At 65.6% G+C, this 22487-nt stretch carries 19 protein-coding genes, 1 pseudogene and 1 other annotated feature; of the genes and pseudogenes, 7 read left to right on the top strand and 13 right to left on the bottom strand.

Going from position 1 to position 22487, the window contains the following annotated elements; all coding sequences use genetic code 11:
* Positions 1-15 precede the first annotated feature (15 nt).
* From EIK80_RS17180 to EIK80_RS17155, 6 genes are all read right to left on the bottom strand, one after another.
* On the bottom strand, positions 16-1125 hold the full coding sequence (locus EIK80_RS17180; RefSeq protein WP_158624721.1) for an ABC transporter substrate-binding protein: 1110 nt from the start codon (positions 1123-1125) through the stop codon (positions 16-18).
* Entirely contained in the window at positions 1118-1903 is a 786-nt protein-coding gene (locus tag EIK80_RS17175) for an HpcH/HpaI aldolase/citrate lyase family protein (RefSeq protein ID WP_125158218.1), read from the bottom strand. The genes EIK80_RS17180 and EIK80_RS17175 overlap by 8 nt, the downstream gene beginning before the upstream one ends.
* Positions 1897-2700, bottom strand: a complete 804-nt coding sequence (locus EIK80_RS17170; RefSeq protein ID WP_199743523.1) for a hypothetical protein — start codon at positions 2698-2700, stop codon at positions 1897-1899. The genes EIK80_RS17175 and EIK80_RS17170 overlap by 7 nt, the downstream gene beginning before the upstream one ends.
* Before the next feature lie 107 nt (positions 2701-2807).
* On the bottom strand, positions 2808-4934 hold the full coding sequence (locus EIK80_RS17165; protein WP_158624720.1) for a TonB-dependent receptor: 2127 nt from the start codon (positions 4932-4934) through the stop codon (positions 2808-2810).
* A gap of 117 nt (positions 4935-5051) precedes the next feature.
* Positions 5052-5945 carry a proline iminopeptidase-family hydrolase gene (locus EIK80_RS17160; protein WP_125158215.1) on the bottom strand — a complete coding sequence of 298 codons (894 nt, stop codon included), beginning with the start codon at positions 5943-5945 and terminating at the stop codon, positions 5052-5054.
* Positions 5942-6778, bottom strand: coding sequence for a carbon-nitrogen hydrolase family protein (locus tag EIK80_RS17155; protein WP_125158214.1), 837 nt, complete (start codon positions 6776-6778; stop codon positions 5942-5944). The genes EIK80_RS17160 and EIK80_RS17155 overlap by 4 nt, the downstream gene beginning before the upstream one ends.
* A gap of 106 nt (positions 6779-6884) precedes the next feature.
* Here EIK80_RS17155 and EIK80_RS17150 point away from each other — a divergent pair, with 106 nt between their 5' ends.
* Positions 6885-7529, top strand: coding sequence for a GntR family transcriptional regulator (locus tag EIK80_RS17150; protein WP_158624719.1), 645 nt, complete (start codon positions 6885-6887; stop codon positions 7527-7529).
* A gap of 35 nt (positions 7530-7564) precedes the next feature.
* Here the strand turns inward: EIK80_RS17150 and EIK80_RS17145 are convergent, their stop codons facing one another.
* Genes EIK80_RS17145 through alr form a run of 3 tightly spaced genes read right to left on the bottom strand, consistent with a single transcriptional unit; the run spans position 7565 to position 10361 of the window.
* Positions 7565-7912 (bottom strand): RidA family protein, encoded by a 348-nt coding sequence (locus EIK80_RS17145; protein WP_125158212.1) that lies wholly within the window; start codon positions 7910-7912, stop codon positions 7565-7567.
* Positions 7913-7941: 29 nt separating this feature from the next.
* On the bottom strand, positions 7942-9198 hold the full coding sequence (locus EIK80_RS17140) for a D-amino acid dehydrogenase (protein ID WP_125158211.1): 1257 nt from the start codon (positions 9196-9198) through the stop codon (positions 7942-7944).
* Positions 9195-10361: an alanine racemase gene (alr, locus tag EIK80_RS17135; RefSeq protein ID WP_199743522.1), complete on the bottom strand. Its 1167-nt coding sequence runs from the start codon at positions 10359-10361 to the stop codon at positions 9195-9197. Before alr ends, EIK80_RS17140 begins: the two co-directional genes overlap by 4 nt.
* Before the next feature lie 135 nt (positions 10362-10496).
* Between alr and EIK80_RS17130 the strand changes: the two genes are divergently transcribed.
* Together EIK80_RS17130 and EIK80_RS17125 are read left to right on the top strand one after the other, a co-directional pair.
* Entirely contained in the window at positions 10497-10958 is a 462-nt protein-coding gene (locus EIK80_RS17130; protein ID WP_125158209.1) for an Lrp/AsnC family transcriptional regulator, read from the top strand.
* Between the two features lie 250 nt (positions 10959-11208).
* Complete coding sequence (locus EIK80_RS17125; RefSeq protein ID WP_125158208.1) at positions 11209-11910, top strand: hypothetical protein; 702 nt, start codon at positions 11209-11211, stop codon at positions 11908-11910.
* A gap of 241 nt (positions 11911-12151) precedes the next feature.
* On the opposite strand, the gene EIK80_RS17120 is transcribed toward EIK80_RS17125, so the two are convergent.
* Positions 12152-12718 carry a hypothetical protein gene (locus tag EIK80_RS17120; RefSeq protein ID WP_125158207.1) on the bottom strand — a complete coding sequence of 189 codons (567 nt, stop codon included), beginning with the start codon at positions 12716-12718 and terminating at the stop codon, positions 12152-12154.
* On the opposite strand from EIK80_RS17120, the pseudogene EIK80_RS17115 reads away from it, so the two are divergent.
* Positions 12635-13864 (top strand): annotated as a pseudogene (locus EIK80_RS17115) (IS3 family transposase). The gene EIK80_RS17120 and the pseudogene EIK80_RS17115 sit on opposite strands and share 84 nt — an antisense overlap.
* Positions 12919-13035 (top strand) — a sequence feature (AL1L pseudoknot). Its footprint overlaps the pseudogene before it by 117 nt.
* Positions 13865-13900: 36 nt before the next feature.
* On the opposite strand, the gene EIK80_RS17110 reads toward EIK80_RS17115, so the two are convergent.
* Positions 13901-14482: an alpha/beta hydrolase gene (locus tag EIK80_RS17110; protein WP_233586757.1), complete on the bottom strand. Its 582-nt coding sequence runs from the start codon at positions 14480-14482 to the stop codon at positions 13901-13903.
* 961 nt (positions 14483-15443) lie between these two features.
* Between EIK80_RS17110 and EIK80_RS17105 the strand changes: the two genes are divergently transcribed.
* From EIK80_RS17105 to EIK80_RS17095, 3 genes are all read left to right on the top strand, one after another.
* A complete protein-coding gene (locus tag EIK80_RS17105) occupies positions 15444-16919 on the top strand; it encodes a serine hydrolase (protein WP_125158206.1) in 1476 nt (491 codons plus the stop codon).
* A gap of 298 nt (positions 16920-17217) precedes the next feature.
* Positions 17218-17898: a DUF6624 domain-containing protein gene (locus EIK80_RS17100; protein WP_125158205.1), complete on the top strand. Its 681-nt coding sequence runs from the start codon at positions 17218-17220 to the stop codon at positions 17896-17898.
* Between the two features lie 105 nt (positions 17899-18003).
* Positions 18004-18426 (top strand): alpha/beta hydrolase, encoded by a 423-nt coding sequence (locus EIK80_RS17095; RefSeq protein ID WP_233586756.1) that lies wholly within the window; start codon positions 18004-18006, stop codon positions 18424-18426.
* Positions 18427-18747: 321 nt separating this feature from the next.
* Here EIK80_RS17095 and EIK80_RS17090 read toward each other — a convergent pair whose 3' ends face one another.
* On the bottom strand, positions 18748-21741 hold the full coding sequence (locus tag EIK80_RS17090) for a TonB-dependent receptor (protein WP_158624718.1): 2994 nt from the start codon (positions 21739-21741) through the stop codon (positions 18748-18750).
* Positions 21742-21934: 193 nt separating this feature from the next.
* A complete protein-coding gene (locus EIK80_RS17085) occupies positions 21935-22441 on the bottom strand; it encodes a winged helix-turn-helix domain-containing protein (protein WP_199743521.1) in 507 nt (168 codons plus the stop codon).
* Positions 22442-22487: the final 46 nt, after the last annotated feature.

Here is a 22487-nt window from a genome sequence, read left to right as displayed (position 1 = left end):
CGGGGCTCGCGCGGCTCATCGGCGCCGCCTGTGGAACAGTCCGTTCCAGCGGGCGACGAAGGCGTCGTACTGGCTGACCATGCGATGGTCGTAGCCGACCATGACCACCTTGGACTCACCGCCCAGTCGGCGGATCACGCCGTCATGGGTGAGGAACGGCACGTCGCTCTCGCGCACGTCGCTGCGATAAGGCGTCAGCCCACCCTTGGCGGCGGCGATCTGGCCGTCACGCGAGAGCAGGTAGTCGAGCAGCAGACGCGCCGAGGTCGGATTGCGCGCGGCGGCCGTGACCGCCATGCCGCGCGGCACGACCGGCGTGCCGTCGGCGCACAGCGTCCAGGCGACGATCTTGGCGCGGCCTTTGGTCAGCATCTGCGGCAGGACCGTCACGGCCGAGACGTGATAGCCGACCAGGTATTCGCCGGCCGTGACCTTGTCGAGCATGGCCGCCCCGCCGGTCTCGACCCGAACATAGGGCGCCAGGCGCTGCATCAGGTCCCAGCCGCCGGGCTTCCTCTGGTCGATCGCCGACCAGTGCACAGCATAGGCCAGGGCGTGGGCGGACGCGTCATAGGTGGTGATGCGATGGGCGAACTTGCGCGGATTTTCCGCCGCCAGCGCGGTCAGCTGATTGAGGCCCGTCGGGACCTGGTGCGGGTCCAGAAGCGCCTTGTTGTAGACCATCAGCATCGGATCGGCCGACAGGGTGTAGACCCCCGGCAGCGGCAGGCTCCAAGCCGGCAGGCGCGGCTCCTCGGGACTGCGATAGCCGGCCGCCGCGCGGCGCTGGGCGAAGCGCAGCCAGGCGTCCGGCGCGCTGCTGACGATCATGTCGGCCGAGGCCCGCCTGGCCGAGGTTTCGGCGTAGTAGCGCTCGAAGGCCTCGGTGGGCCCCATGTCCAGGGTCTCGACCCGGATCCAAGGATAGCGGCGCTTGAACCCCTCCAGGATCTCGCGCCAGTTATATTCGGCCATGTTGGAATAGACACGCAGGCCCGTCTCACGCCGCGAGGCCGCGATCAGGTCCTGGCCCTGGGCCAGTCCCCTGCCCCCGGTCAAACCCGCCATGGCCGCCAGACCGGCCAGCACGCCGCGACGCGCGGGCGTCACCTTGCCATCAGTCATGCGCGGATCTCCTGGCGCCATCCAGCGCCGCCACGGCCGCGCTCCGCAAGAAGCCCGCATCCGCGCCCACCGTCACGAAGGTGTATTGTCGCTCGAACAGGCGCTGGGCCGGCTGGCCCGGCAGGATCGTCCCGCCCAGGGCGACGCCGCTCTCAAGGATGCGCCGCTCGGCCTCGGACCACAGCTCCACGAAGGCGGAACTGTCGTACTGCCCCGCCACGCCGATGCTGGCCGATAGGTCCAGCGGACCGATGAAGAACATGTCGACGCAATCGACGGCCGCCATCTCCGGAATGGCCTCGACGCCCTTTTCGGACTCGATCATCGCCACGATCAGGGTCTGGTCGGCGGCGTGGCCGGGATAGGCGGCGCTGTCGGCGCCCCAGCCTGCGGCGCGCGAGACCGTGTAGTGGAGGCCACGCGAACCGCGCGGCGGATAGTAGGCCGCGCGCACCAGCCGCTCGACCTCGTCGGCGCTCTCCAGCGCGGGGGCGAACAGCCCTTCGACGCCCATGTCGAGCACGGGCTTGACCACGGCGGCCTCGACGCTGGGCAGGCGCGCCAGCAGGGTCGGCCCATCAGGCCGGTCGCCGGTCGCGCGCAGTTGATCAACGGCGTCGCCCAGACCGGCCGGTGCGTGCTCCAGATCGACGATCAGGGCGTCGAACCCGACATGGGATAACAGCTCGGCGGCAGGCGGGCTGGCCATGAACAGCCAAGCCCCCAGCGACGGCTCGCGCCGCGCCAGCCGCGCCTTGAGGGCGTTGGGCCTCAGCATGACGCGCCAAGCGTTTGGGTGAAGAAGGCGATGGCCGACTGGGCCAGGGCGTCGCGCTGGTGGCGCACGCCGGGCAGGATGTCCATCCGCGTCTGGACGCCGGCCGCCGACAGACTGGCTTCCAGGGTCTTGAGGCGCTCGACCCGGGTCGCGCCCGTGGCGTTGGCGCCGTCCATCCAGTGCGCGCCGCCGGGCTTGTGGGTGATCTCCCAGGTGTCGGTGTCGGCGTCGCCGACCGCCAGGTGCACGGGGACAGCGCGCAGGGCCGGCGGGTCCAGCGAACGGCCAAAGCGCGCCTCCATGTCCGCCACGCCCACCCACCAGGGTTTCTGGCTGTCGAGCAGGGTCGGCGATCCCGGCGCGCACACCGACAGGGCGCTGAGCCGCTGGGGATGCAAATAGTAGAAGCGGTGGACGAAGTGCGCCCCGCCCGAAAAGCCGAACAGCGAGAAGCGCTGGGCGTCGACGCCATAACGCGCGGCGACTTCGTCGATCATCGACAGCAGGACTTCGTCGAAGCGGATGCCGCGATACTCGATGTATTTGTAGTTGTCGCGATCATAGGGCTCGTCGATCCCGCAAGGGAACAGCGGCGCCAGGATGATCAGATTGAGCGTCTCGGCCAGGTCGGAGAACAGGTCGCGCATCGCCTGGTTGCCGCGCTCGGTGCCATGGACGGCCACCAGGATGCGGCGGTCGGCCGCCTCCCCGCAGGTCGGCACATAGAGGCAGTACGAGAACCGCTGGTCGGCGCGACAGGCCGTAGCCGGCGTACGGCCGACGTCATAGGGCGACAAGGGCGGGATCGTGAAATCTGTCATGGACTGGGGTGCGGCCGACGTCTCGAGCGCCGGCCACGGTTCTCCGCGCTGTGATCTTCGAAGGTCGGTGAGGCCTGTCGGCGTCAGTAGTTGACGCCGAGCTTCAGATAGACCGTCCGCCCCTCGGCCTTGCTGTAGAGCTCGTTGCGATTGATCATCTGCGAAGTGATCGAATAGTAGTCCTCGTTCAGAAGGTTGTTCACGCCGACGCTGAAGTCGACATTGTTGACCTTGAACTGGGTCAGAGCATCCAGGCGCTCGGTGCTGCGCACACGGCCGGTATAGTAGTTGCCGACCGCCGAGCCTGGGAACTTGTTGCGCGTCCCCGAGTGATTGTATTGCAGACGCACCAGCCAATTGGCCGTGATGTCGTGCTCTAGCGCCAGGTTGAATTGATCGGGCCCAATGCGGCGGCCGGTCAGCGGCGTGTCGAGCGTGCCGTCATGTGTGGCGTCGCGCTTGCCTTCGGTGTGGGAATAGTTGGCCGACCAACGGGTCTTGGGCGTCAGGCGACCGTCCAACACCACTTCCCAGCCATGGACCTTCTCCTTCTCACGCAGGGTCTGGGCCTCGGAGGGATTGACCGTGTCGATGACGAAGTCGGTGCCGAACTTGGCGGTGTTGATGAAGTAGGCGCCGGTGTAGCGCACGCCCAGGACCTTGCCACGCAGGCCCAGCTCATAGTTGTTCACCAGCTGCGGCTTGGGATCGAAATTATCCAGGTTGGTCACGGCGACGCGACGCAGTGGCGAGCCGATGTCGGGAATCGAGAAGCCCTGCGAGAAGCCGCCGAACAGCTGGGCTTGCTCGACGATCTGGAAGGTGCCGCCGATATTGACCGGCGTGGCCTGGTACTTCAGCTCGCCGCCATTGACGTGGACCCCGGTCAGGCCCGCGACGAAGTTGTCGATCTTCAGTACAAACTGGTCGTGGCGCACACCGGCCCGCAGGGTCAGGCGCTCGGTCAGCGGCATTTCCAGCTGGGCGAAGGCCGCATAGTTCATCTGCTCCAGCGGCGGCGTGAAGGTGCGGCCGTCGCCGGGATTGTTGGTCAGCGGGATCAGCGGCTGCTGGGTAGTGTCGCGGCTGATGTCCGCGCCCCAGAGCAGTTCACCGCCCGCCGACCAGCCCAGCTTCTCCAGCGGCGTGCGGAAATCGCTCTGGAGGCCGATCTTCTCCGACGAGATGGTCGTCTGGGTACCGCCCAGCCGCGCCGGGTCGAACGAGAAGACCGAGTAGTTCTTCAGATAGTAGGCCTGGGCGTGGAAAGCGCTGCTGAGCAGGTCGTCGTTATAGTAGCCCAGATAGCCCATCACATTGCGGTTGACCGGGTCCAGGGCGCGCGGGTCATACGATCCCTTGACCGCCGTCTCCTTGATCCCTTGCGCGATGTTGCCCGCCTTGCTGATGTAGTCGGTGTCCTGGTGCTGGCGATAGAAGTTGCCCATGGCTTCGACGCGCTGGCCGCCGAAGTTATACCCGACCTTGCCGAAGACGTTCCAGATGTCGGAATCGGAGATCCCGCCGAAGTTGTGCGGGTCGGGCGCCAGGCGGTCGCCATCGGCGTCGAACTGTCCGCCGACATGCTCGTAGCTGCCGTTCAGCGTGACGTCGAAGCCCTTCACCGCGCCCGTGGCGCTCTGTGAGATGCTGGGGCTGCCGCTGCCACCGAAATGCTGGGTGGAGAAGCCCGTGCCCAGTTCGGTGCGGAATTTCCAGTCGTCGTCGGCCTTACCCTTGCGGGTCACGTAGTTGATGACGCCGCCCGCGCCGCCCTGGCCGTAGATCGCCGAGGCGCCGCGAATGACCTCGATGCCCGTGATCGCGTTGGGCGAGATCAGGCGCAGGTCGCGGCCGCCGTCACGCAGCGGGTTGGACACCGGCACGCCGTCGATGAACACCCGCAGCGGCCGGCCGCGCAGGCTCTGCTCGACATTGGCCGCGGTGCCGTTGGCGGCGGCCATGCCGGGAATGGTCGAGGCCAGGACGCTGCCGATATCGTTGGTCGTGGCCAACTGCTTTTCCAGCTGCACCTCATTGAGCACCGTGGACGAGCCCGGGAAGGTCGTCAGCGTGCCGGAGAAGCGCGAGCCGGTGACGACCACCGCTTCCAATGTCGTGCCCTCGTCGGTCGTGACGGTCTGGGCCTGGGCGGCGGCGGCCGCGCCGAACAGCGCCGTGGTCGCCAAGAGCAGGTGCGAGAATTTCATGAGCCTATCCCCCGATGCCGACCGCCCCGGGCCGGCTCTAAATAGTAGCCAATATGGAGACCTAATAGTAGCCAATTTTGGCATGCAACCGATTTGTTCGATTTTGATGACGAATTTTCACGGCGCCTTCGCGGCGCGCACCTCGTCCAGGAACGCTTCGAGCACGGCGAAATAGGTGTCGGGCTCTTCGTAGAACGGCATGTGTGAACTGTGTGGGAAGATGTGAATCCGTGAGTCCGGCAAGGCGTCGTGCATCAGGAAGGCGCAGGCCGGCGTCAGCTCGTCATAGCGTCCCGCCACCACCAGGCATGGCGCGGTGATCGCTCCCATGTCGGGCACGCGATTCCAGGCCTTCATGTTGCCGGTATAGGTGAACTCGTTGGGGCCCTGCATGGTCTCGTAAGGACCCATATTCCAGTCGGCCAGGGCCTGGGTCAGCGGCTCGGGCCAGACCGGCAGGCGGCAGACGTGGCGGTGATTGAGCAGGGTCACCGCCGCCTGGTACTCGGGATGGTCCAGCGTGCCCTGCGCCTCGTGGAAGACCATCATCGAGACGGTCTCGGCCCCCAGGGCGCCGCGTAGGCGGCCCAACTCGCCGACCAGATGCGGGATGTCGCAAGCCCCGTCGGCCAGCACGCAGCTCTTCACGTTCTTCGGATAGGTCAGGCAGTATTCGGTAAATAGCCAGGTGCCCCAGCTGTGTCCCAGCACGTGCACCTGGCCCAGATCGAGAGCGGCGCGCACCTGCTCGGCCTCTTCGACATAGCGGCCCAGGGTCCAGAGCGCCGGATCGGTCGGACGGTCCGACGCACCGCAACCCAGTTGGTCCCAGGCAACCACCCGATAGCCGCGCTCGACCAGTCGGACGTGCGGCGCGCGCAGGTAGAGGCTGGGCAGGCCCGGCCCGCCATTGGCCATCAGCACGGTCTCGGCTCCCTCGCCATACACATAGGCGACGACCTCGTGACCTTCCTTCAGGCGAACGCGGACGGTGGTCGGCTCCAGGCTCACGCCGCCACCTCGCCGAGGGCAAAGGCGCGCCCCTTGGCCAGGGACGGGATGGCGGCGCGGAAGCGCTCGACCTCGTCCAGGTCCAGATCGGCCAGGATCACCCCGACCTCATCGCCAGCTTCGGCCAGCACGCGGCCCCACGGGTCGATGATCATCGACTGGCCGTGACTGTGGCGCTCGCCATAGTGCAGGCCGCACTGGGCCGGAGCGATGATGAAGCTGCCGGTCTCGATCGCCCGGGCCCGCAGCAGCGATTCCCAATGTAGGGGCCCGGTGACGCTGCTGAAGGCGGCGGGCACGGCCAGGATGCCAGCGCCCGCCTCGGCCAGGGCGCGATGCAGTTGCGGGAAGCGCACGTCGTAGCAGATCGTCAGACCCAGGCCGCCCCAGGGCGTATCGGCGACCACCGCGCGCTCGCCCGGTCGATAGAAGTCCGACTCCCTCACCGCGCCGCCATCAGGCAGATCGACGTCGAAAAGGTGGATCTTGTCATAGCGCGCGGTGATCGCGCCTTCGGGATCAATCACCAAAGATCGATTGACCACCGCGCCATCGCCTGAGCGGGTCGAGACCGAACCGGCCAGGATCCAGACCGACAGCGCCTTCGCCAGGCTCTTCAGGCGAAGGGTGGCCAGATGGCTCTCCTCGGGCTGGGCGTAAGCGTGCATCTCTGGAGCGGTCGGCGCCAGGAAGTCGAACGCTTCCGGCAAGGCGACCAGACCGGCGCCCTGCCCTGCGGCCTCACGGATCAAGGCCTCGGCTTGCGAAAGGTTCTGCTCGAGGTCAGGCGTCGCGCACGTCTGTACGCACGCCACCCGCACGGGAAATGGCATGGAGAGTCTCCTCAAGATCCACAAAGACCCCGGCGGGCGGTTGGCAACGGGTCGCGACTGTTGCTAACTTAGATGCCGTGATTGGCTACAGAGATTGGCTACTATCGTGGGTGTGTCAACCGCGTCGCGAAAGAAGGACGGCGCCGCCGAACTGGTGAGCGCGCTCGAGGCAGATCTGCTGTCGGGCGCCTTTCGACCGGGCGAATGGCTCAAGCAGACCGATATCGAGACCAATTACAGCGCCCATCGCTTCGACGTGCGCATGGCTCTGCTGGACCTGAAGACCCGCCACCTGATCGAGCACGTCAAGAATCGCGGCTATCGGGTGATCAACCTCACCGACCGCGAGCGGGAGGACCTGATCGAGACGCGCACGGTGCTGGAGAAAGCGGCCGTCCAACTGGCGGCCAAGCGGCGCACGCCGCAGGATATCGCTGAGCTCAAGGCGATGGTGGCCCAGTTCGACGCGGCTATCGAGACCGGCGACCTGGATGTGCTGCGCGGCCTCAACGGCGACTTTCACGACCGCTTCTACGAAGCCTGCAACAACCTGACCCTGGCCCAGGAAATCAAAGCCCTGCGCCAGCGCGGCCTGCCCGGGGCGCGCGGCTGGCGGTCACTGGGCGCGATCCGTCGCAGCAACGATGACCACGCTCAGATGATCGGCTTGCTGGAAGCCGGTGACGGCGAAGCTCTGTCAGCCCTGATTGACCGCCACCTGAACCGTTGGCGCGAAGGCCCGGAAGGCTAGATCGCGGCGCCAAGCAAGTCGGCGCCGCCGTATCTTTAGTCGCGCGCGGCGACGATGATGATCTCGACCTTGTAGTCCGGGGTGGCCAGCTTGGCCTCGCCCGTGGCGCGCGCAGGCGCGTCCTGGCCGCCGATCCAGGCGTCCCAGACCGCGTTCATTTCGCCGAAGTCGGCCATGTCGGCCAGCCAGATCGTCGCCGACAGGACCTTGGACTTGGCGCTGCCGGTCTCCGCCAGCAAAGCGTCGATCTGGCCCAGGATCGTCTGGGTCTGTTCGGTGACGCTCTTGCCCGGCGCACCGACTTGGCCGGCTAGATAGACGGTGTCGCCGTGAATGACGGCTTGGCTCATGCGCGGGCCGGAATGAAGACGGGTGATGGTCATGGAGGTCTCTTCTGTTAAGGCGGAAGGGTCTAACGGCCGTAGCGCGCGATCGAAAGGTCGGCGGTCTCGATCGCCGGCACGCGACGGCTGATGATGTCGCTCAGCACCTGGGCCGAGCCGCAGGCCATGGTCCAGCCCAGGGTGCCGTGGCCGGTGTTGAGATAGAGGTTGCCGATCTTGGTGGGACCGATCACCGGCGTGCTGTCGGGCGTCATCGGCCGCAACCCCGACCAGAAGGTCGCCGCCTCCAGGTCGCCCGCGCCGGGGAACAGGCTGCCGACCGAGCGCCCGAGGGTGGCGCGACGGCGCTCGGGCAGGTCGTTGTTGTAGCCGGAGATCTCGGCCATGCCGCCCACGCGGATGCGGTCGCCCAGACGGGTGATGGCCACCTTGTAGGTCTCGTCCAGCAGGGTCGAGACCGGCGCGCGGTCAGCGTCGATGATCGGCGCGGTGATCGAATAGCCCTTCACCGGATAGACCGGCAACCTCAGGCCCAGCGGACGGACCAGTCGCGCCGAGAAGCTGCCCATGGCCACGACATAGGCGTCGGCCGTGATCGGACCGCGGAACGTGCGCACGGCGGTGATGTCGCGGCCGTCGGTCTCGATCGCCTCGACGACCGTGTCGAACTGGAAGCGGACGCCCTGCCCTTCGGCCAGCTTGGCCAAGGCGTTGGTGAACTTGAAGCAGTCGCCGGTCTCGTCATTGGGCAGGCGCAAGCCACCCACGAAGTCTTCATCGGCGTGGGCAAGGCCCGGTTCGGCGGCGATGCAGCCGGCCCGGTCAAGCACCTCGAACGGCACGCGGCCGGCGCGCAGCACCTCGATGTCCTTGCCGATCCCATCCAGCTGATACTGCGTGCGGAAGAGCTGCAGCGTGCCCTGCTGGCGCTCATCATAGGCGATGCCGGTGGCGGCCCGCAGGTCGATCAGGCGGTCGCGGCTATATTCCGCCAGGCGCACCATGCGACCCTTGTTCAGCGCATAGCGGCGGGCCGTGCAGTTGCCGAGCATCGACAGCAGCCAGGCCAACATCTCGCCGTCCAGCTGAGGACGCAGGATCAGCGGCGCATGCTTCATCAGCAGCCACTTGACCGCTTTCTGCGGGATGCCCGGCGCCGCCCAGGGAGAGGCGTAGCCCGGCGAGATCTCGCCCGCATTGCCAAAACTGGTCTCCAGAGCCGGTCCAGCCTGACGATCGATGACCGTCACCTCGTGACCTGCCTGGGCCAGATAATAGGCCGTGGTGACGCCGACCACGCCGCTGCCGAGGACCGCGACCTTCACGACCGCGCGTCCGCTTGGCGCGGCGAAACGGGAAGCTGCTGCATGGTGGGATCCTCCACATAGGTCCGGTGATACCGGCGCCCGAGGTTGGTCAGGATTTCATAGGGGATGGTTCCGGCGTCGCGGGCGACATCCTCCAGCGTCTGATGCGGCCCTAGCAGCTCGACGGTGTCGCCAAGCGCCAAGGTCAGGCCGCGCTCGGCCAGCGCGGAGACGTCCAGGGTGATGCTGTCCATCGACACCCGTCCGGCGATCGGCAGGCGGACGCCTTGATAGTAGGCCGCGCCCCTATTGCTCAGATGGCGGGGCCAGCCGTCGGCGTAGCCGACGGCGATGATGGCAATCCGCCCCGGGGTGTCGCGGGCGTAGGTCAGGCCATAGCCCACCCTCTCGCCAGCCGCGACATCGCGCGTCTGGATCACCTTGGCGTCAAGGGCCGCCACGGCGCGCATCGGGTTGGGGCCGTCATGGGGCGAGACGCCGTAGAGGCTGACGCCGGGCCGGACGAGATCTCCGTGATGCGACGGGTCCAGGAAGATCCCCCCGGAATTGGCCAGGGACCGCGGCGCGGCCGGCAGACGGTCGGCCAGGGCCGTGAACCTAGCTCTTTGCCCGGCGTTGCTGGCTGCCCCAGGCTCGTCTGAGCAGGCCAGATGGCTCATCACCACCGCTAGAGAAACTTCGTCGAAGAACGTGGTGTCGGCGAGGAGTTCATCCAGATCCGCCTCCGAAAGACCCAACCGGGCCATACCGCTGTCAATCTGGATCACCGCCGGCAGCGCCGCGCCCCACGAAACCGCCAGATCGCGCCAGCGCCGAGCCTGCTCCAGGCCATTGAGCACGGGGATCACGCCGCCGGCCGCGCACGCCGCTTCGGCGCCGGGCTGCAGGCCGTTCAGTACGTAGAGCTTCGCGCCCGGCGACAATGCCGGCTTGAGCGCCAAAGCTTCTTCCAGATGGGCGACGAAGAAGTCTTCGCACCCGGCTCGCTCTAACACCGGCGCGACCTGGCGCGCGCCCAGCCCATAGGCGTCGGCCTTGACCACCGCGGCTGTCCTGCTGGGCCAAGCGCGACGGGCGAGGTCGAGATAGTTGGCCGCCAGGGCCGTCATGTCGATGCTGAGCAGGCCACCGGCCATGTCTCGGGAAGGTCCGTCCGTCATCGTCATCGATCCTCAGCGCCAGCTGAACGCGACCATGACCGTAAAGAAACAGTCTTCGAATGAATGACTTATAACTCGCATAAATCTCTATAATACGCCCCTTGGCGGCACCATGTTGCGCAAGGTTCGAACAAGATGTTGAAGCTCGACGCCCTCGACCGGAAAATCATCGGCCTGCTGCGCGTCAATGGCCGCATGCCCAACAACGAGCTCGCCGCCCAGGTCGGCCTCTCGGCCTCGGCCTGCCTTCGGCGCGTCAAGGCGCTGGAGGAAAGCGGTGCGATCCGAGGGTACGCCGCCATAATCTCCGAGGCCGTGGCCGATGACGGCGTTGTCGCCATCGTCCGCATCACGCTCGACAAGCAGACCGAGGATTACCTGACCCGCTTCGAGCAGGCGGTGCGGATGCATCCCGAGATCGCCGAATGCTTCCTGATGACCGGCGACGCCGACTACATCCTGCGCGCCACCGCCTCCAGTACGGCGGCCTACGAGCGGATCCACACCGAGATCCTGTCCCGCCTTCCCGGTGTTGCCCGCATCAACTCCAGCTTCGCGATCCGCAGCGTGCTCGTCGCCAGCTTGGGCGAGCTATGAACGATTTCGTCGAGAGTTAATCTCTACTTGCCGAGCAGGCTAATGAACGCGCCGCCTGGCGTCACGGAAGGACAAGTTCCAGACATTGGCGCCTGCAGAAACACGCCGGCGGCAGTCGCGGGGGCTGCGGTCGAAACGAAGGGAGTCGATGCTCAGCCACTCCAGGTCGGGTTCGTCCCCACCAAGCATGGCCTTGATCCGGTCATGCGCTACGATGAAAGTGAAGTCATTCCACTGCGAAGAGCCTCCAATGTCCGGCAACGCTCAAACCCGTCGGACCGCGATCGGCGGCGCCGTGCTGACGATGGCCTCGGCCAGTTCCCTGGCGGCCCTTGCCGCGCCACGTGTCGCTAGCGGGATAGGACTGGAGAGCGGAACGATCCGGGCCATCGGCGTTGAGACGGCGCGGACGGACTATCGGGGCCATCCCGCCCTGCGCGCCACGGCGTTGGAAAACGTCCCCGAGCTCGACCGTCTGGTGGTGCTGGACACGCCCGCCTTCGGCGACGGCGTCATCGAAGCCTGGATCAGCGGCGCCCCCGCCACCACGGCCAGCGCCACGGCGCGAGGCTTCGTGGGCGTGGCGTTCCGGGTGCACGAAGAGGCCAAGCTGGAGGCCATCTATCTGCGTCCGACCAACGGCCGAGCCGACGACCAGTTACGCCGCAACCATGCCGTCCAGTACATCTCACACCCCGACCATCCCTGGGAGCGGCTGCGCGCCGAAGCCCCGTCCAAGTACGAGACCTATGTCGATCTCGAAGCAGGCCGATGGACGCATGTGCGGATCGTGGTGGCGGGCTCAAAGGCCCGGCTGCATGTCGACGGCGCCGAGCAGCCGACCCTGATCGTCGGCGACCTCAAACACGGCGCCGACGCCAAGGGGGCCGTGGCGCTGTGGATCGGCCCCGGTACGCTGGCCCATTTCAGCGGTGTGCGGGTGACATCGTAGCGTATGGCGATACGGCGATGGTCCGCGAACGTGATCGCGAGTTGGCGCGGCCTATGACACGACCACGCAGGCCTTTGGTTTCCAATCCACTCGGCATGTCCCGCAGGATCTTCGACGACAGCTCTGCCCCGCCTTCCAGATGCTTCGTTTCAGTGGCGAGGTGGCGCCAATGTCCAGCTTCGGGCGGTCAGGTGATTTCTGGCCCCGACCCTGAGCGGACCTTTTTCAATACCTTTACGCCCTACTTGCGCACTGCGCGCGCCTCGGTTCCGTTAACGTAAAAGATCATCGCTGTAGCTGGCCCTGGTCCCGCGTCAAAGGTGATCCGCGCATCCACACCATGGATGTTGAAACGGTCCAGGGCCTCAGCGAGGATGTTGGCAGGCGGAGCGCCATCGACTTCCAGCAAGATACCGTCCTCGTCTTCGCCGACGGTAACTTTGCGGCCATCCGATAGAACATAGATTCCGAAGTAGCGTTGGGTCTGCTCGCGCGTCAGGGTGATCGGCGAAGGATGTCTAATGGGCTGTGCGCGCGGGAGCAGGAATGGAACGGCCGCCGGCATCGCAAGCGGATAGTACGAGATATGGGTCTCGTCTTCGAAGGGCTTGGTCTTCAGTATCAGGCGCTCTGGCGCGCTCGATAGCGCGGCTGAGATCTTCTCCCCGCCGTGAACCGCGCCGGGTTTGCCGGAGGCCCCAACTCCTGAGAGATAGGGGCCATTATGAGCAACAAGACGACGAACAAGTTTTCGCCTGAAGTGCGCGAGCGCGCGGTGCGGATGGTGCTGGACCACGAGGGCGATCATCCATCTCGTTGGGCGGCGATGGTGTCGATCGCCGAGAAGATCGGGTGCACGGCCCAGACCCTCAATGAATGGGTCAAGAAGACCGAGGTCGACGCTGGCAAGCGGGCGGGCGTGCCCAGCGACGTGGCTGAGAAGATGAAGGCGCTGGAGCGGGAGAACCGCGAGCTGCGTCAGGCCAACGAGATCCTGCGCAAGGCGTCGGCCTATTTCGCCCAGGCGGAGCTCGACCGCCCGTTCAAGCGATGATCGCCTTCATCGACGATCACCGAGGGGCATACGGGGTCGAGCCGATCTGCAAGGTCTTGCCGATCGCCCCGTCCACCTACCGCGAGCGGCTGGCCCAGCGGCGCGATCCGGCCCGGCTGTCGGCCAGGGCGCGGCGGGACCAGGCGCTGAAGCCCGAGATCGCCCGCGTCTTCGCCGAGAACTTCGCCGTCTATGGCGCGCGCAAGGTCTGGCGGCAGATGCGCCGGGAAGGCTTCGAAGTCGCCCGCTGTACGGTGGCGCGACTGATGGGCGAGCTTGGCCTGCAAGGGGTGATCCGGGGCAAGCCGGTGCGCACCACGATCAGCGACAAGGCCTCGCCCTGTCCGCTGGACCATGTGAACCGCCAGTTCCACGCCCCGGCGCCCGACCGGCTGTGGCTGTCGGACTTCACCTACGTCGCCACCTGGGCGGGGTTTGTCTACGTGGCCTTCGTCATCGACGCCTACGCCCGGCGGATCGTCGGCTGGCGCGTCAGCCGCACCGCCCACGCCAGCTTCGTCCTAAACGCCCTGGAGTAGGCCCTGCACGAGCGGCGCCCGCAGCATCGCGGCGGCCTGGTGCATCACTCCGACCGCGGCTCCCAATACGTGTCGATCAAGTACACAGAGCGCCGGGCCGAGGCAGGGATCGAGCCGTCCGTCGGCAGCGTCGGCGACAGCTATGACAACGCCTTGGCCGAGACCATCAACGGCCTCTACAAGGCCGAGGTCATCCACCGGCGCGGCCCTTGGCGCTCCTACGAGGCCGTAGAGTACGCCACGCTGGAATGGGTCGACTGGTTCAATAACCGCAGACTCCTCGAGCCCATCGGCAATATCCCTCCCGCCGAACGAGGCCGCCTACTATGCCGCGCTCACGCCGTCCGCTATGGCGGCGTGACTCAAACCATCAGGCCTCCGGCAAACCCGGGGCGGTTCAGTCGACCATGTAGGCCTCTTCCTTGGCGCCCCAGGTGACGAACACCTTGCGGCCCGGCGCTCGGGCGGCGACGCTCTTTAAGCGATCGACCACGGTCGGGTCGGCCCAAAGGGAGGGGCTGGCGATCAGATAGCCGGAAAACGCTTCGGGATTGTCGGCCAGCATGTTCGCTGTGAAGATCCCCGATAGCGAATGACCAAACAGCACTGCGGATTTGGGGTCGAGCGGATAGCGCGCCTCCATGAGAGGCTTGAGCTCCTCAAGAAGGAAGGCCCTGAACATTGCTCCGCCGCCGCCCTTGGCGATCGTGCCGTCCGGGCGGGTTCCGGGCGCGAACAGAAGATCACGCTCGCGAGTGGACGGACTGCCGGGCGGATAGCCAATGGCAATCACATAGGCCGGAGCCATTGTGCCGGCGCCACCCAACAACCACCCCGTAGGTCCGGCGATGTCGTACCCGCCGTCCAACACATAAATAGCTGGGGCGGTCTGGCCCGGCAGGATCGGCGGCGTGCCGGGCGCGGTAATCTGGACCTGGAAGTCGCGGCCCGCCCGCTCGGAGTGCACAATCAATTGCACCGCGCGCCTCTGCGGCGCAGGGCCCTCGGAAACAACCTTGAGAGTGGGCGCACCTGCGAGGGCGGGGAAAGCGAGTGCAAGGGCGACCAGAGTCACTAGGCCGTTTCGGATGCTCATTTCTGCCCCTTAGGCTGCCAACACACACAGTGGATTACAGTTGTAATTCAATATCAACCGTGCCTTGCATCTCTCGATAAGCAATCGCCGTGTAGTTCGTGGATGATGGTTCGATGACCCCTACCCGCCCTTCCCCGCCCTTGGCGAGGTCCGCTTTCGGCGCCTGCGGGAAACAAACGGCGCCTCCGGGAAGCCCCAGGAAACTCCTGACATAGGTGCGCAGATACGGACACCCATGAGAACTATGAATGGCCGCTGGCGATCTGAGGCGCAAGTCGGGCGCCATCAGCGACGCCGTCCGACGCTCTGAGGGAATGTCTGGAAAACCCCGGGCAGGTCCGGAATAACGCGGCGTTGTTAGCTGGCCAGGTGATCGGCCGCATTCCCCCTACTCAAACGCATTCCCCTACTTAAACAATGTGAGAGGGCGCTTCTGGGGGGGCACGCAAGGGACTTGGCGCTAACGTCACGCAGGTTCGGGCATCACCGTTTGCCGGGTCGGGCGCGTCCCTGAACCGACACGAGCTGTCCGTCGCCGTTTAGGGCCCCCAACACACGCCCTGAAATGAGGGGGATGCGCCGATCCCGAGAACGTCGGCCGCAGGCGCTGCTAGCTGAGGTTCTGATTGCCTGTTTGGCTGGACATCAGCATCAGCGTAAGCGTCGAATTCGGGCATTCATATCGCGATCGCGAGCAATGTCAGTCTCGGATGACACCGCTTGCGCGGCAACTGCAGCGCTTCATCTTCCGTTCATCTTCGCGCTGAAAGTTTACGGGCGCATTGAGCGCTCGCCGAGAATTGGATTGTCGGTCGGCTCCCGAAAATAGACCAGGAGTCGTATCTTGAACTTAGACCGCGTTTCCAAACTGCTCGTCGCGGCCACGCTTCTGTCCAGCAGCATCACCTCTGCCAGCTATGCTGCGGGCGACGGGGCCGCCCACCCCGATTTCGCCAAGGGTCTGAGGCGAGCGATCATCACCACCGGCGCGCCGCCCGAGCGGCTGCCCATCGCCCAGAGAATGGCGCGTTGGCGCGTACCGGGACTGTCCGTGGCGATCGTCGATGGATGTCGCATTGTCGATGCGCGAAGTTTCGGCGTGACCCGGCCTGACGGACCGGCCGTCAGTCCCAGCACCCTGTTTCAGGCGGCCTCCGTCAGCAAGCCGATTGCCGCGCTCGCGGCGCTGCGTCTGGCGCAACAAGGCGTACTCAATCTGGACGCGGACGTTGCTGGCCAACTGCGTGGATGGACGATCCCCGCCAGTCCCTTGACTCAGGGTCACCCGGTCACCCTGCGCGGCCTCCTCAGTCACTCGGCTGGTCTGGTTCCTGGCGGATATGGCGGCTACGCGCATGGCCAAGCCGTTCCCACGCTGATTCAGACCCTGGCGGGCTCGCCGCCCGCCCAGCCCAAGCCCGTGCGGGTCGACTACGTGCCCGGTTCGACCTGGCGCTATTCCGGAGGTGGCTATCAAGTCGCTGAGTTGCTGATGACCGAGGCCACCGGCCGTTCGTTTCCCGATCTCGTCAAGGAACTCGTCCTAACTCCTGCGGGAATGGCCGACAGCCGCTTTGATGAGGTCCCCGAAGGCTCGGACGTGGCGTCAGGGCACGACGCGGCCGGGAAGACGATCGAGGGCGGCTGGCGCATCTTCCCCGAGCATGCGGCGGCGGGCCTATGGAGCACCCCCTCCGATCTCGCGCGGTTCGCGATCACGGTGATGACAGCGGCGCGCGGTGGGACCGACCCGATCCTTGGGCCGGCGATGACGAAGGAAATGCTCGAGGCCGAGGTGGGGCCTCGCAGTTTAGGTTTCGTGATCGGCGGCGAAGGTAAGGCGCGTCAGTTCGGGCACGAGGGCGCCAACGAGGGCTATAACGCGCTGCTGATCGCCTTTCCGGAGACTTGCCAAGCGGCGGCCCTGATGGCGAACTCCGACAACGCCAAGCCATTGTTGTACGAAGTCGAGCGGGCCATAGCCGACGCCTATGGCTGGCCTGACCCAATGGCGTCGGCGGCGCAGGTCGGCGCCGCGTTCACGCCAGAAATCCTTGATCGGTTCGCGGGCGAGTACCGCTTCGTTGGCATAGATGTCGGCCCCTTCCGCATCGTGCGTAACGAAAAAGGTGGCCTCACCTTCGATCGCGGTGATGGCCATACGGAGCCTCTCCTGGCCTCGCCGGAAGGCCTTTTCGCGCCAGATAGCGGTGTCATCATCAAGGCTGTCGAACCTAACGCCGCCCGCGCCGAGACAATCACCTACGGCCGGATCGGAGGTCGTGGGCCGGCGGAAGCGCGAAGGACGCCGCAGCAGTAGCGCCATGAGGCGGCTTTACGTCTGCATTGGTCGGGGGCGGCGATCGGCATGTGGATTGGACCATGGTCCAAACCGAGTGTCGGCTCGTATCAACTCACGTCCCTGCGGCGGGAAAGCCTAACAGGCTATGCGGAGCCTCGGTCCAAGGGCGGAAGTTCACCGGAACCGACAGTTGCTTGCGGTAACGATTTGAAGGTCCGGTTGGCGGCGCGATCCTGAAAGTGGTTCACGACCCTGGTCGGACATGCTTTCGCCCCCATCCGTCGACCTACATATCGCCTCCCCAGGGGGAGTTCAGATGAATCCTACGGCCATCCTCACCGCGCTTACTCTTGCAACCAGCCCCGTGTCTGGAGGTGCTGAGACACCGCCACCCGAAGCGGCTGCGCCTGTCATCGCCAAGCTGAAGGGGGTCGCCAGCAGGGCAAGCGTCATCGAGGCTATCGCTGGGATGGGCGAGGTCGATCGCGCCATGCGAACAAGCATGCTGGAGGCAACCCGCGATCTTGCCCTGGAGATACGTGCGAAGGTGCAAGCTCAAGCAGGAGTCGTCATCGACGAACAGGATCGAGCTCATACCGAGCGGCTGAAAAGCATCATCGCCGCGCATGGTTGGCCCAAAATCTCGGAGACATCTGAGCGCACCGCTGCAACGGCGGTGCTCATCGCCAATCACTCGGGCGACATCGATTTCCAGAGAAAGGTCCTCTCGCTCTTAGAGCCGCTCGCAAAGGCGCGCGAGGCGCGGCCAGAAGACTACGCGCGGCTATATGACCGTGTCGCGACGATAGATCGGCGACCTCAGCGTTACGGCACGCAAGGCACGACGTGCAAAGAGGGCAAGTACGCTGTCCCGAGTGACCTTGAGGCGCCAGAAGGACTTGAGGCGCGACGAGCGGCCATGGGATTGCAGCCCATGGCGGAGTATCTGGCTGTCTTGGACAAGATGTATGGCGTCTGCGTCCCGCATCCACACTAGCGTCCCCTCCCGCCCCCGCCCAGAACTTGATGACGTCCGCTAACCGGACCTAGGCCGCCGCGGTTCTCACCGGATGCGTACCTAGCTGAGGACGTCGCCGTTACCATGCGCGCGATCGCCTCGGCGCCGGGCGACGTAGTGCTGGTTGGGCACTCCTATGGTGGCCTCGTCATTTCAGAAGCCGGCGTAGATCCTAAGGCGAAGGCGTTCGTCTACATCGCCGCCTTCACGCCCGATAAAGGGGAGTTGGTGTCGTCACTCATCGCCAATCCGCCGCCCGGCGCGGCTGTCCCGCCGATCCTTCCCCCGGCGGACGGCTACTTGTTCCTGGACAAAGCGAAGTTCGCTAACGCGTTCGCCGCGGACGTAGCGCCGCAAACAGCGCGCTTCATGGCGGATTCGCAGGTCCCCTGCGCCGTCGCCGCGCTTGAAGGGGCTGTCACCGCTCCTGCCTGGCGTCAAAAGCTCAGCTGGTACCTGGTGGCCACTGACGACCGTATGATCCGCCTTCCGCGCAGCCCGCCATGACCGAGCGCGCGGGAGCGACCAAGGAGGAGGTCCCAGGCAGCCACGCCGTCTACGTGGCGACGAGCTGATTTCCGCTCCGGGCGCCTGATGGAAACTCCGGGAAGGTCCGGGAATCTCCGGGAACTGGCGCGCAGCGCTGAATGAAACCGAGAACTACGCCTACGCCATAGCGCTCTAGGCTACGATCTTCTTCCTCCCACACTCGTCTGATGTTCCTTGCGGCGACTAAAATGCTCTGCGTGCAGGAAATTCTCAAACCGATGAGAGCAAGTCTCCACCGCTCGGACCCGAGATGCACCAACGGTCTGGTGCGGCGCTCTTCTAGAACGCCGCACTAAGGGTGAGCACGAAGCGCCGCTGTCGCGGGTCGCCATAACGGCTATAGCTCGGTGGGTAAGGCGCTGAGGTGCCGTAAGCCTGCGCCAAGCTGAACCGGCTTTCGCGCGGCGGCGCCTTGTCGAGGATGTTCACAACCCCAAAATCCACCTTCAGGTCCCGCGGCTCCCCGGCTAGCTGCCACTCCCCACGCCAGGCGATGTGCAAATCGATATAGGCTTGCGCCGGGACGGTCTCGGAGCCCTGGATCGCCACGACGCTATCGCTTACGGCAGCCAGGGCGTCGGCGAAATACGGCCTGTAGCTGCCGAAGTACTGGATGTTGCCGCCAAGGGTCCAAGGACCGCGCGACCAGTCCACACCTCCGTTCGCTCGCCAGGAGATCGGTTTGCCCAGGTAGCCGACGTTTTCGACATCCGATTGGAAGGGTGCAGTCTGCACCTGGCGGATATAGTGGGTGGCGTCTCCGTAAAGGCGTAGGCGGCCGCCTCCCCAGAGGAATGACCACTCGACGCGCGCGTCGAGCGTGTCGATTTTGAGCCCTGCGCTGTTCTCCGGCCGGGTATCGAGCATCAGGACCACGCCGCCGCTGTAGCCTGACGCCCGATCCGCATCGGTGAGCGGCGCCCGGACAACGCGCTCGGGCCAGAAATCCTCGTGCGCCAGAACAAGGTCTGATGAAGGCGTGAACGGCTCCCGTGTCTTCCGGATGCGCGAATAATCCAAAGTCACGCGAGGCCCCTCCTCCCCCCACGGGCTCAAGACGCCGCCCCAGGACAAGGTGCTCGCCCGCACCGTCTCAAGATTAGGCAGTCCGCAGCACATTGCGGTGTAGACCGGTTGCCGATTAATGAAGCCGATCGGTCGCTTCGGGTCTCTCAGCGAGGCCGTATTCGTGGAGACGTTTTCGACCGTCAGCTCCACGGGAGGGGGCGTCTCGCCCGTGGCATAGCTTCCGCGCAGCATCAGCCACGACGCGGGGACGACCTTGGCGCCCAAGGTATAGGTCAGGCCGCTGAAACGCGCCTGGCGCCGCGGTGATGTCTTTGGCGATCTTGGATTCGTGACGAAGAGGTCGAGTTCTTCATCGTTGCGGGCGGCAAGCTGGACTTCCAGGTTTCGCAGGGGCGCCGGCGCCGTGACGCCAAGAATGCGCGACCTGAACTCCGCGTAGAACGATGTTGCGCGAGTGCGCCTCCAGGCGACCTCATAGGACGGCGGCGGTGGATTGCCGCTTGTCATCCGGGAATAGCCGGGGACGTCTTCGACGCGCCGTTCCGCCAGCAAGGTCAAGGTCGCAGGTCCTTGAGGGGTCTCGAACAGCGGTCCAGCCAAGCGAAGCGACTGATTTTCGAAGTGATTGACGATCGTCTGCCGGATGGTGTTGGTCTGCGCGATGGCCGCCAGCTGGGCTTGGAATTTTGACCAATCGCCAAACGGGTTCGGGGCTGTCGCCGAAAAGAAGTCGACGTCGCTGACGACAAACACTTCGCTGGAACGATATCGTCCCGTCCCGGACGAGAAATCGCCAGTCGCGCGCCATCCAAGCGGCAGGGGCGCAATGACGCCTATCGTGTACCGCCTGCTGTCGACCTCGGTGACACGGTCGTCGCTGTAGATATCGAGCGGATACGAAATCTCGATATTGCTGGTGAAGGGATTGACAGGCGAGCTGGCGAAAAGCGTTGCCCGGTCGTTGGCCTGTTTGCTGCGGTAATGACCACGATTCCAGAGCAGGACGGCGTCGACATAGGCCTCGACGCCTCCGTCGAACCGGTGGCGCACATTGGCCAGCACTGCCCCTGTGGTGGGCGTTGAGGCGATGGCCGTACCCGCGGCGCCCGCCGTCAGGCCCTTGTCCATCTTTCCGCCATTCTGCAACAGCACGGCGCCGACCTCGAGCGGATCGCCAGCTAACCCAGCCGGAAGGAAGGTGTAGGGCGCGTCCAGCAGCCCGCCCCCATAGGCCGGCTTCAGGCGAATGGCCCTGCCGCCATTGGAATTATTCACGAAGACGGAGTTGGCGTTGGGCCGGACCCCGCGGAGCTGACTTGGCGCAAGGCTTGTGCTGAGCGCCAGATCCCTTTCGGCATAGTCGCGCTCGCCGGCGGAGACGGGCTTGGCCTGAAAGCTCGAGCCGTAGATCATCAGGTCCGTGCGACCATCCTTGGTCGTATAGCCAATACGCCCTTCGAGCCCGTAGTGCTCCCCGTCTCCCCGGGAGGAGATCCCGCCGGTCGCATGGAGTTCCACACCCTGGCGGTCCCGCGCCAGGACGACATTGACCACCCCGCCCAAGGCCCCGAAGCCGTAGATGCCGCCGGCCGCCCCGGTCAGAGTTTCCACGCGGTCGATGGCGTGCAGCGGAACGGCGTTGATGTCGGCTTGCCGAAAGCCGGAAAACTGGGCGGGTATGCCGGGCATGCGCCGACCATCGATCAGGACCAGGGTGCTGGTCGGCCCCAGCCCGCGAAGATCGATTTCCGAGAGCGTCTCCCCCTTCACGTCCAGGCTCGGGCGCACGGCGGTGGTGTTGGGCGGAATTCGGCTGCCGAAGAACTGGTCAAGATTGTCCCGGTCGGCCTGGGTGATCTGCTCGCCCGTGGAAACCCGATAGGGCTGGATGTCGCTCTCCAGGCGGCGAATGTCGGCGTTCTGGCTGCGTCGTCCGATCACCAGGATCTCCGACACTGCCACGTCCTGGCGCGCCAGCGCCGGAACGGGCGCGCGTTCGATGACGTAGAATCCGTCGGCGGCACGACGCGCCACCAGCCCCGTTCCCTGAAGCAGCCTTTCGATCGCGGCCTCAGCACTCAAGCGACCGCTGATCCTCGAGGCGGAAAGTCCGACCATCGCGGCGCGATCGTACAGGAGCTCGACCCCTGTTTGCCGGGAAAGGTCGACCAAGGCGTCGACCAGCTGACCGCCACGGATCGTCACTTGGGTAGACGAGGATTGCGCGGTCGCGGGGGTGGTCATGAGCAAGGCCAGAGCGGTCCCCAGCCCCAGGACCGCACGCCCCGTGAGTTCGGACGCCATCCCGGATAACGTCGATATTTATGGTGACGATTGCAATAGCGCCCTAGGGGCAGTGTCCCGCCGCCGATGTTATTCGCCGCAACGCTGAACATTTCGGTCCCGCCGTGCGCGATCTTGATTGGCTGAGATTTCGTCAGCGCGCCGACGCATTCTGCCGCTTGAGGCCGCGCAGTTCCTGCAGCACCGAATGCAAGAGCGCCCGAAGGCCTTGAACGTCTTCCTTCGGGGCGAGCTCGACCAGGCCTCGCGACTCCGCCGTCGGCTGCGTGATGTCAGCCGCCAGAAGGTAGCCGCGGCCTGGGACCGTCTTGAGCAGGTCACGGTCCTCGCCCAGGATCTTTCGCAAGCTCGCGACCTGAACTCGAAGATTGCTCTCTTCGATCGTGGTGGTCGGCCAGACGTGGCGAATAATATCGTCCCGCGCGACAAGCGCCCCCCGCGAGCGCAACAGGACGTGCAACAGGTCGAAGGCGCGGCCACCGATTTCGACGGGCGCCCCATGATGCAGGAGGATGCGCGCGGCCGGCAGCATCCGGAACGCTCGGAAGCTGAGAGCCTCGTCGGTGATCCCGACGACGTTCGCGCCCGCCCAACTCATCCTGTCCTGGCACGCATCGGCCAATCTCGCTACGGCCTCCATGTCGGACTCCCCTTGTTAATCCTGCCCCTGAGGTCGCGCCGCGCCG

Source organism: Caulobacter sp. 602-1 (assembly GCF_003931565.1).
Taxonomy (GTDB): Bacteria; Pseudomonadota; Alphaproteobacteria; order Caulobacterales; family Caulobacteraceae; genus Caulobacter.
This window is presented reverse-complemented; position numbering and strand designations above follow the sequence as displayed.

Bases quoted from the DNA above. Each gene is read 5' to 3' on its own strand.
- EIK80_RS17120 (WP_125158207.1), bottom strand. From the start codon at position 12,718: ATGATCGCCCTCGTGGTCCAGCACCATCCGCACCGCGCGCTCGCGCAC.
- EIK80_RS17095 (WP_233586756.1), top strand. From the start codon at position 18,004: ATGCGCGCGATCGCCTCGGCGCCGGGCGACGTAGTGCTGGTTGGGCAC.
- EIK80_RS17145 (WP_125158212.1), bottom strand. From the start codon at position 7,912: ATGACCATCACCCGTCTTCATTCCGGCCCGCGCATGAGCCAAGCCGTC.
- EIK80_RS17090 (WP_158624718.1), bottom strand. From the start codon at position 21,741: ATGACCACCCCCGCGACCGCGCAATCCTCGTCTACCCAAGTGACGATC.
- EIK80_RS17130 (WP_125158209.1), top strand. From the start codon at position 10,497: ATGTTGAAGCTCGACGCCCTCGACCGGAAAATCATCGGCCTGCTGCGC.
- EIK80_RS17180 (WP_158624721.1), bottom strand. From the start codon at position 1,125: ATGACTGATGGCAAGGTGACGCCCGCGCGTCGCGGCGTGCTGGCCGGT.
- alr (WP_199743522.1), bottom strand. From the start codon at position 10,361: ATGACGGACGGACCTTCCCGAGACATGGCCGGTGGCCTGCTCAGCATC.
- EIK80_RS17155 (WP_125158214.1), bottom strand. From the start codon at position 6,778: ATGCCATTTCCCGTGCGGGTGGCGTGCGTACAGACGTGCGCGACGCCT.
- EIK80_RS17175 (WP_125158218.1), bottom strand. From the start codon at position 1,903: ATGCTGAGGCCCAACGCCCTCAAGGCGCGGCTGGCGCGGCGCGAGCCG.
- EIK80_RS17125 (WP_125158208.1), top strand. From the start codon at position 11,209: ATGTCCGGCAACGCTCAAACCCGTCGGACCGCGATCGGCGGCGCCGTG.
- EIK80_RS17165 (WP_158624720.1), bottom strand. From the start codon at position 4,934: ATGAAATTCTCGCACCTGCTCTTGGCGACCACGGCGCTGTTCGGCGCG.
- EIK80_RS17085 (WP_199743521.1), bottom strand. From the start codon at position 22,441: ATGGAGGCCGTAGCGAGATTGGCCGATGCGTGCCAGGACAGGATGAGT.
- EIK80_RS17100 (WP_125158205.1), top strand. From the start codon at position 17,218: ATGAATCCTACGGCCATCCTCACCGCGCTTACTCTTGCAACCAGCCCC.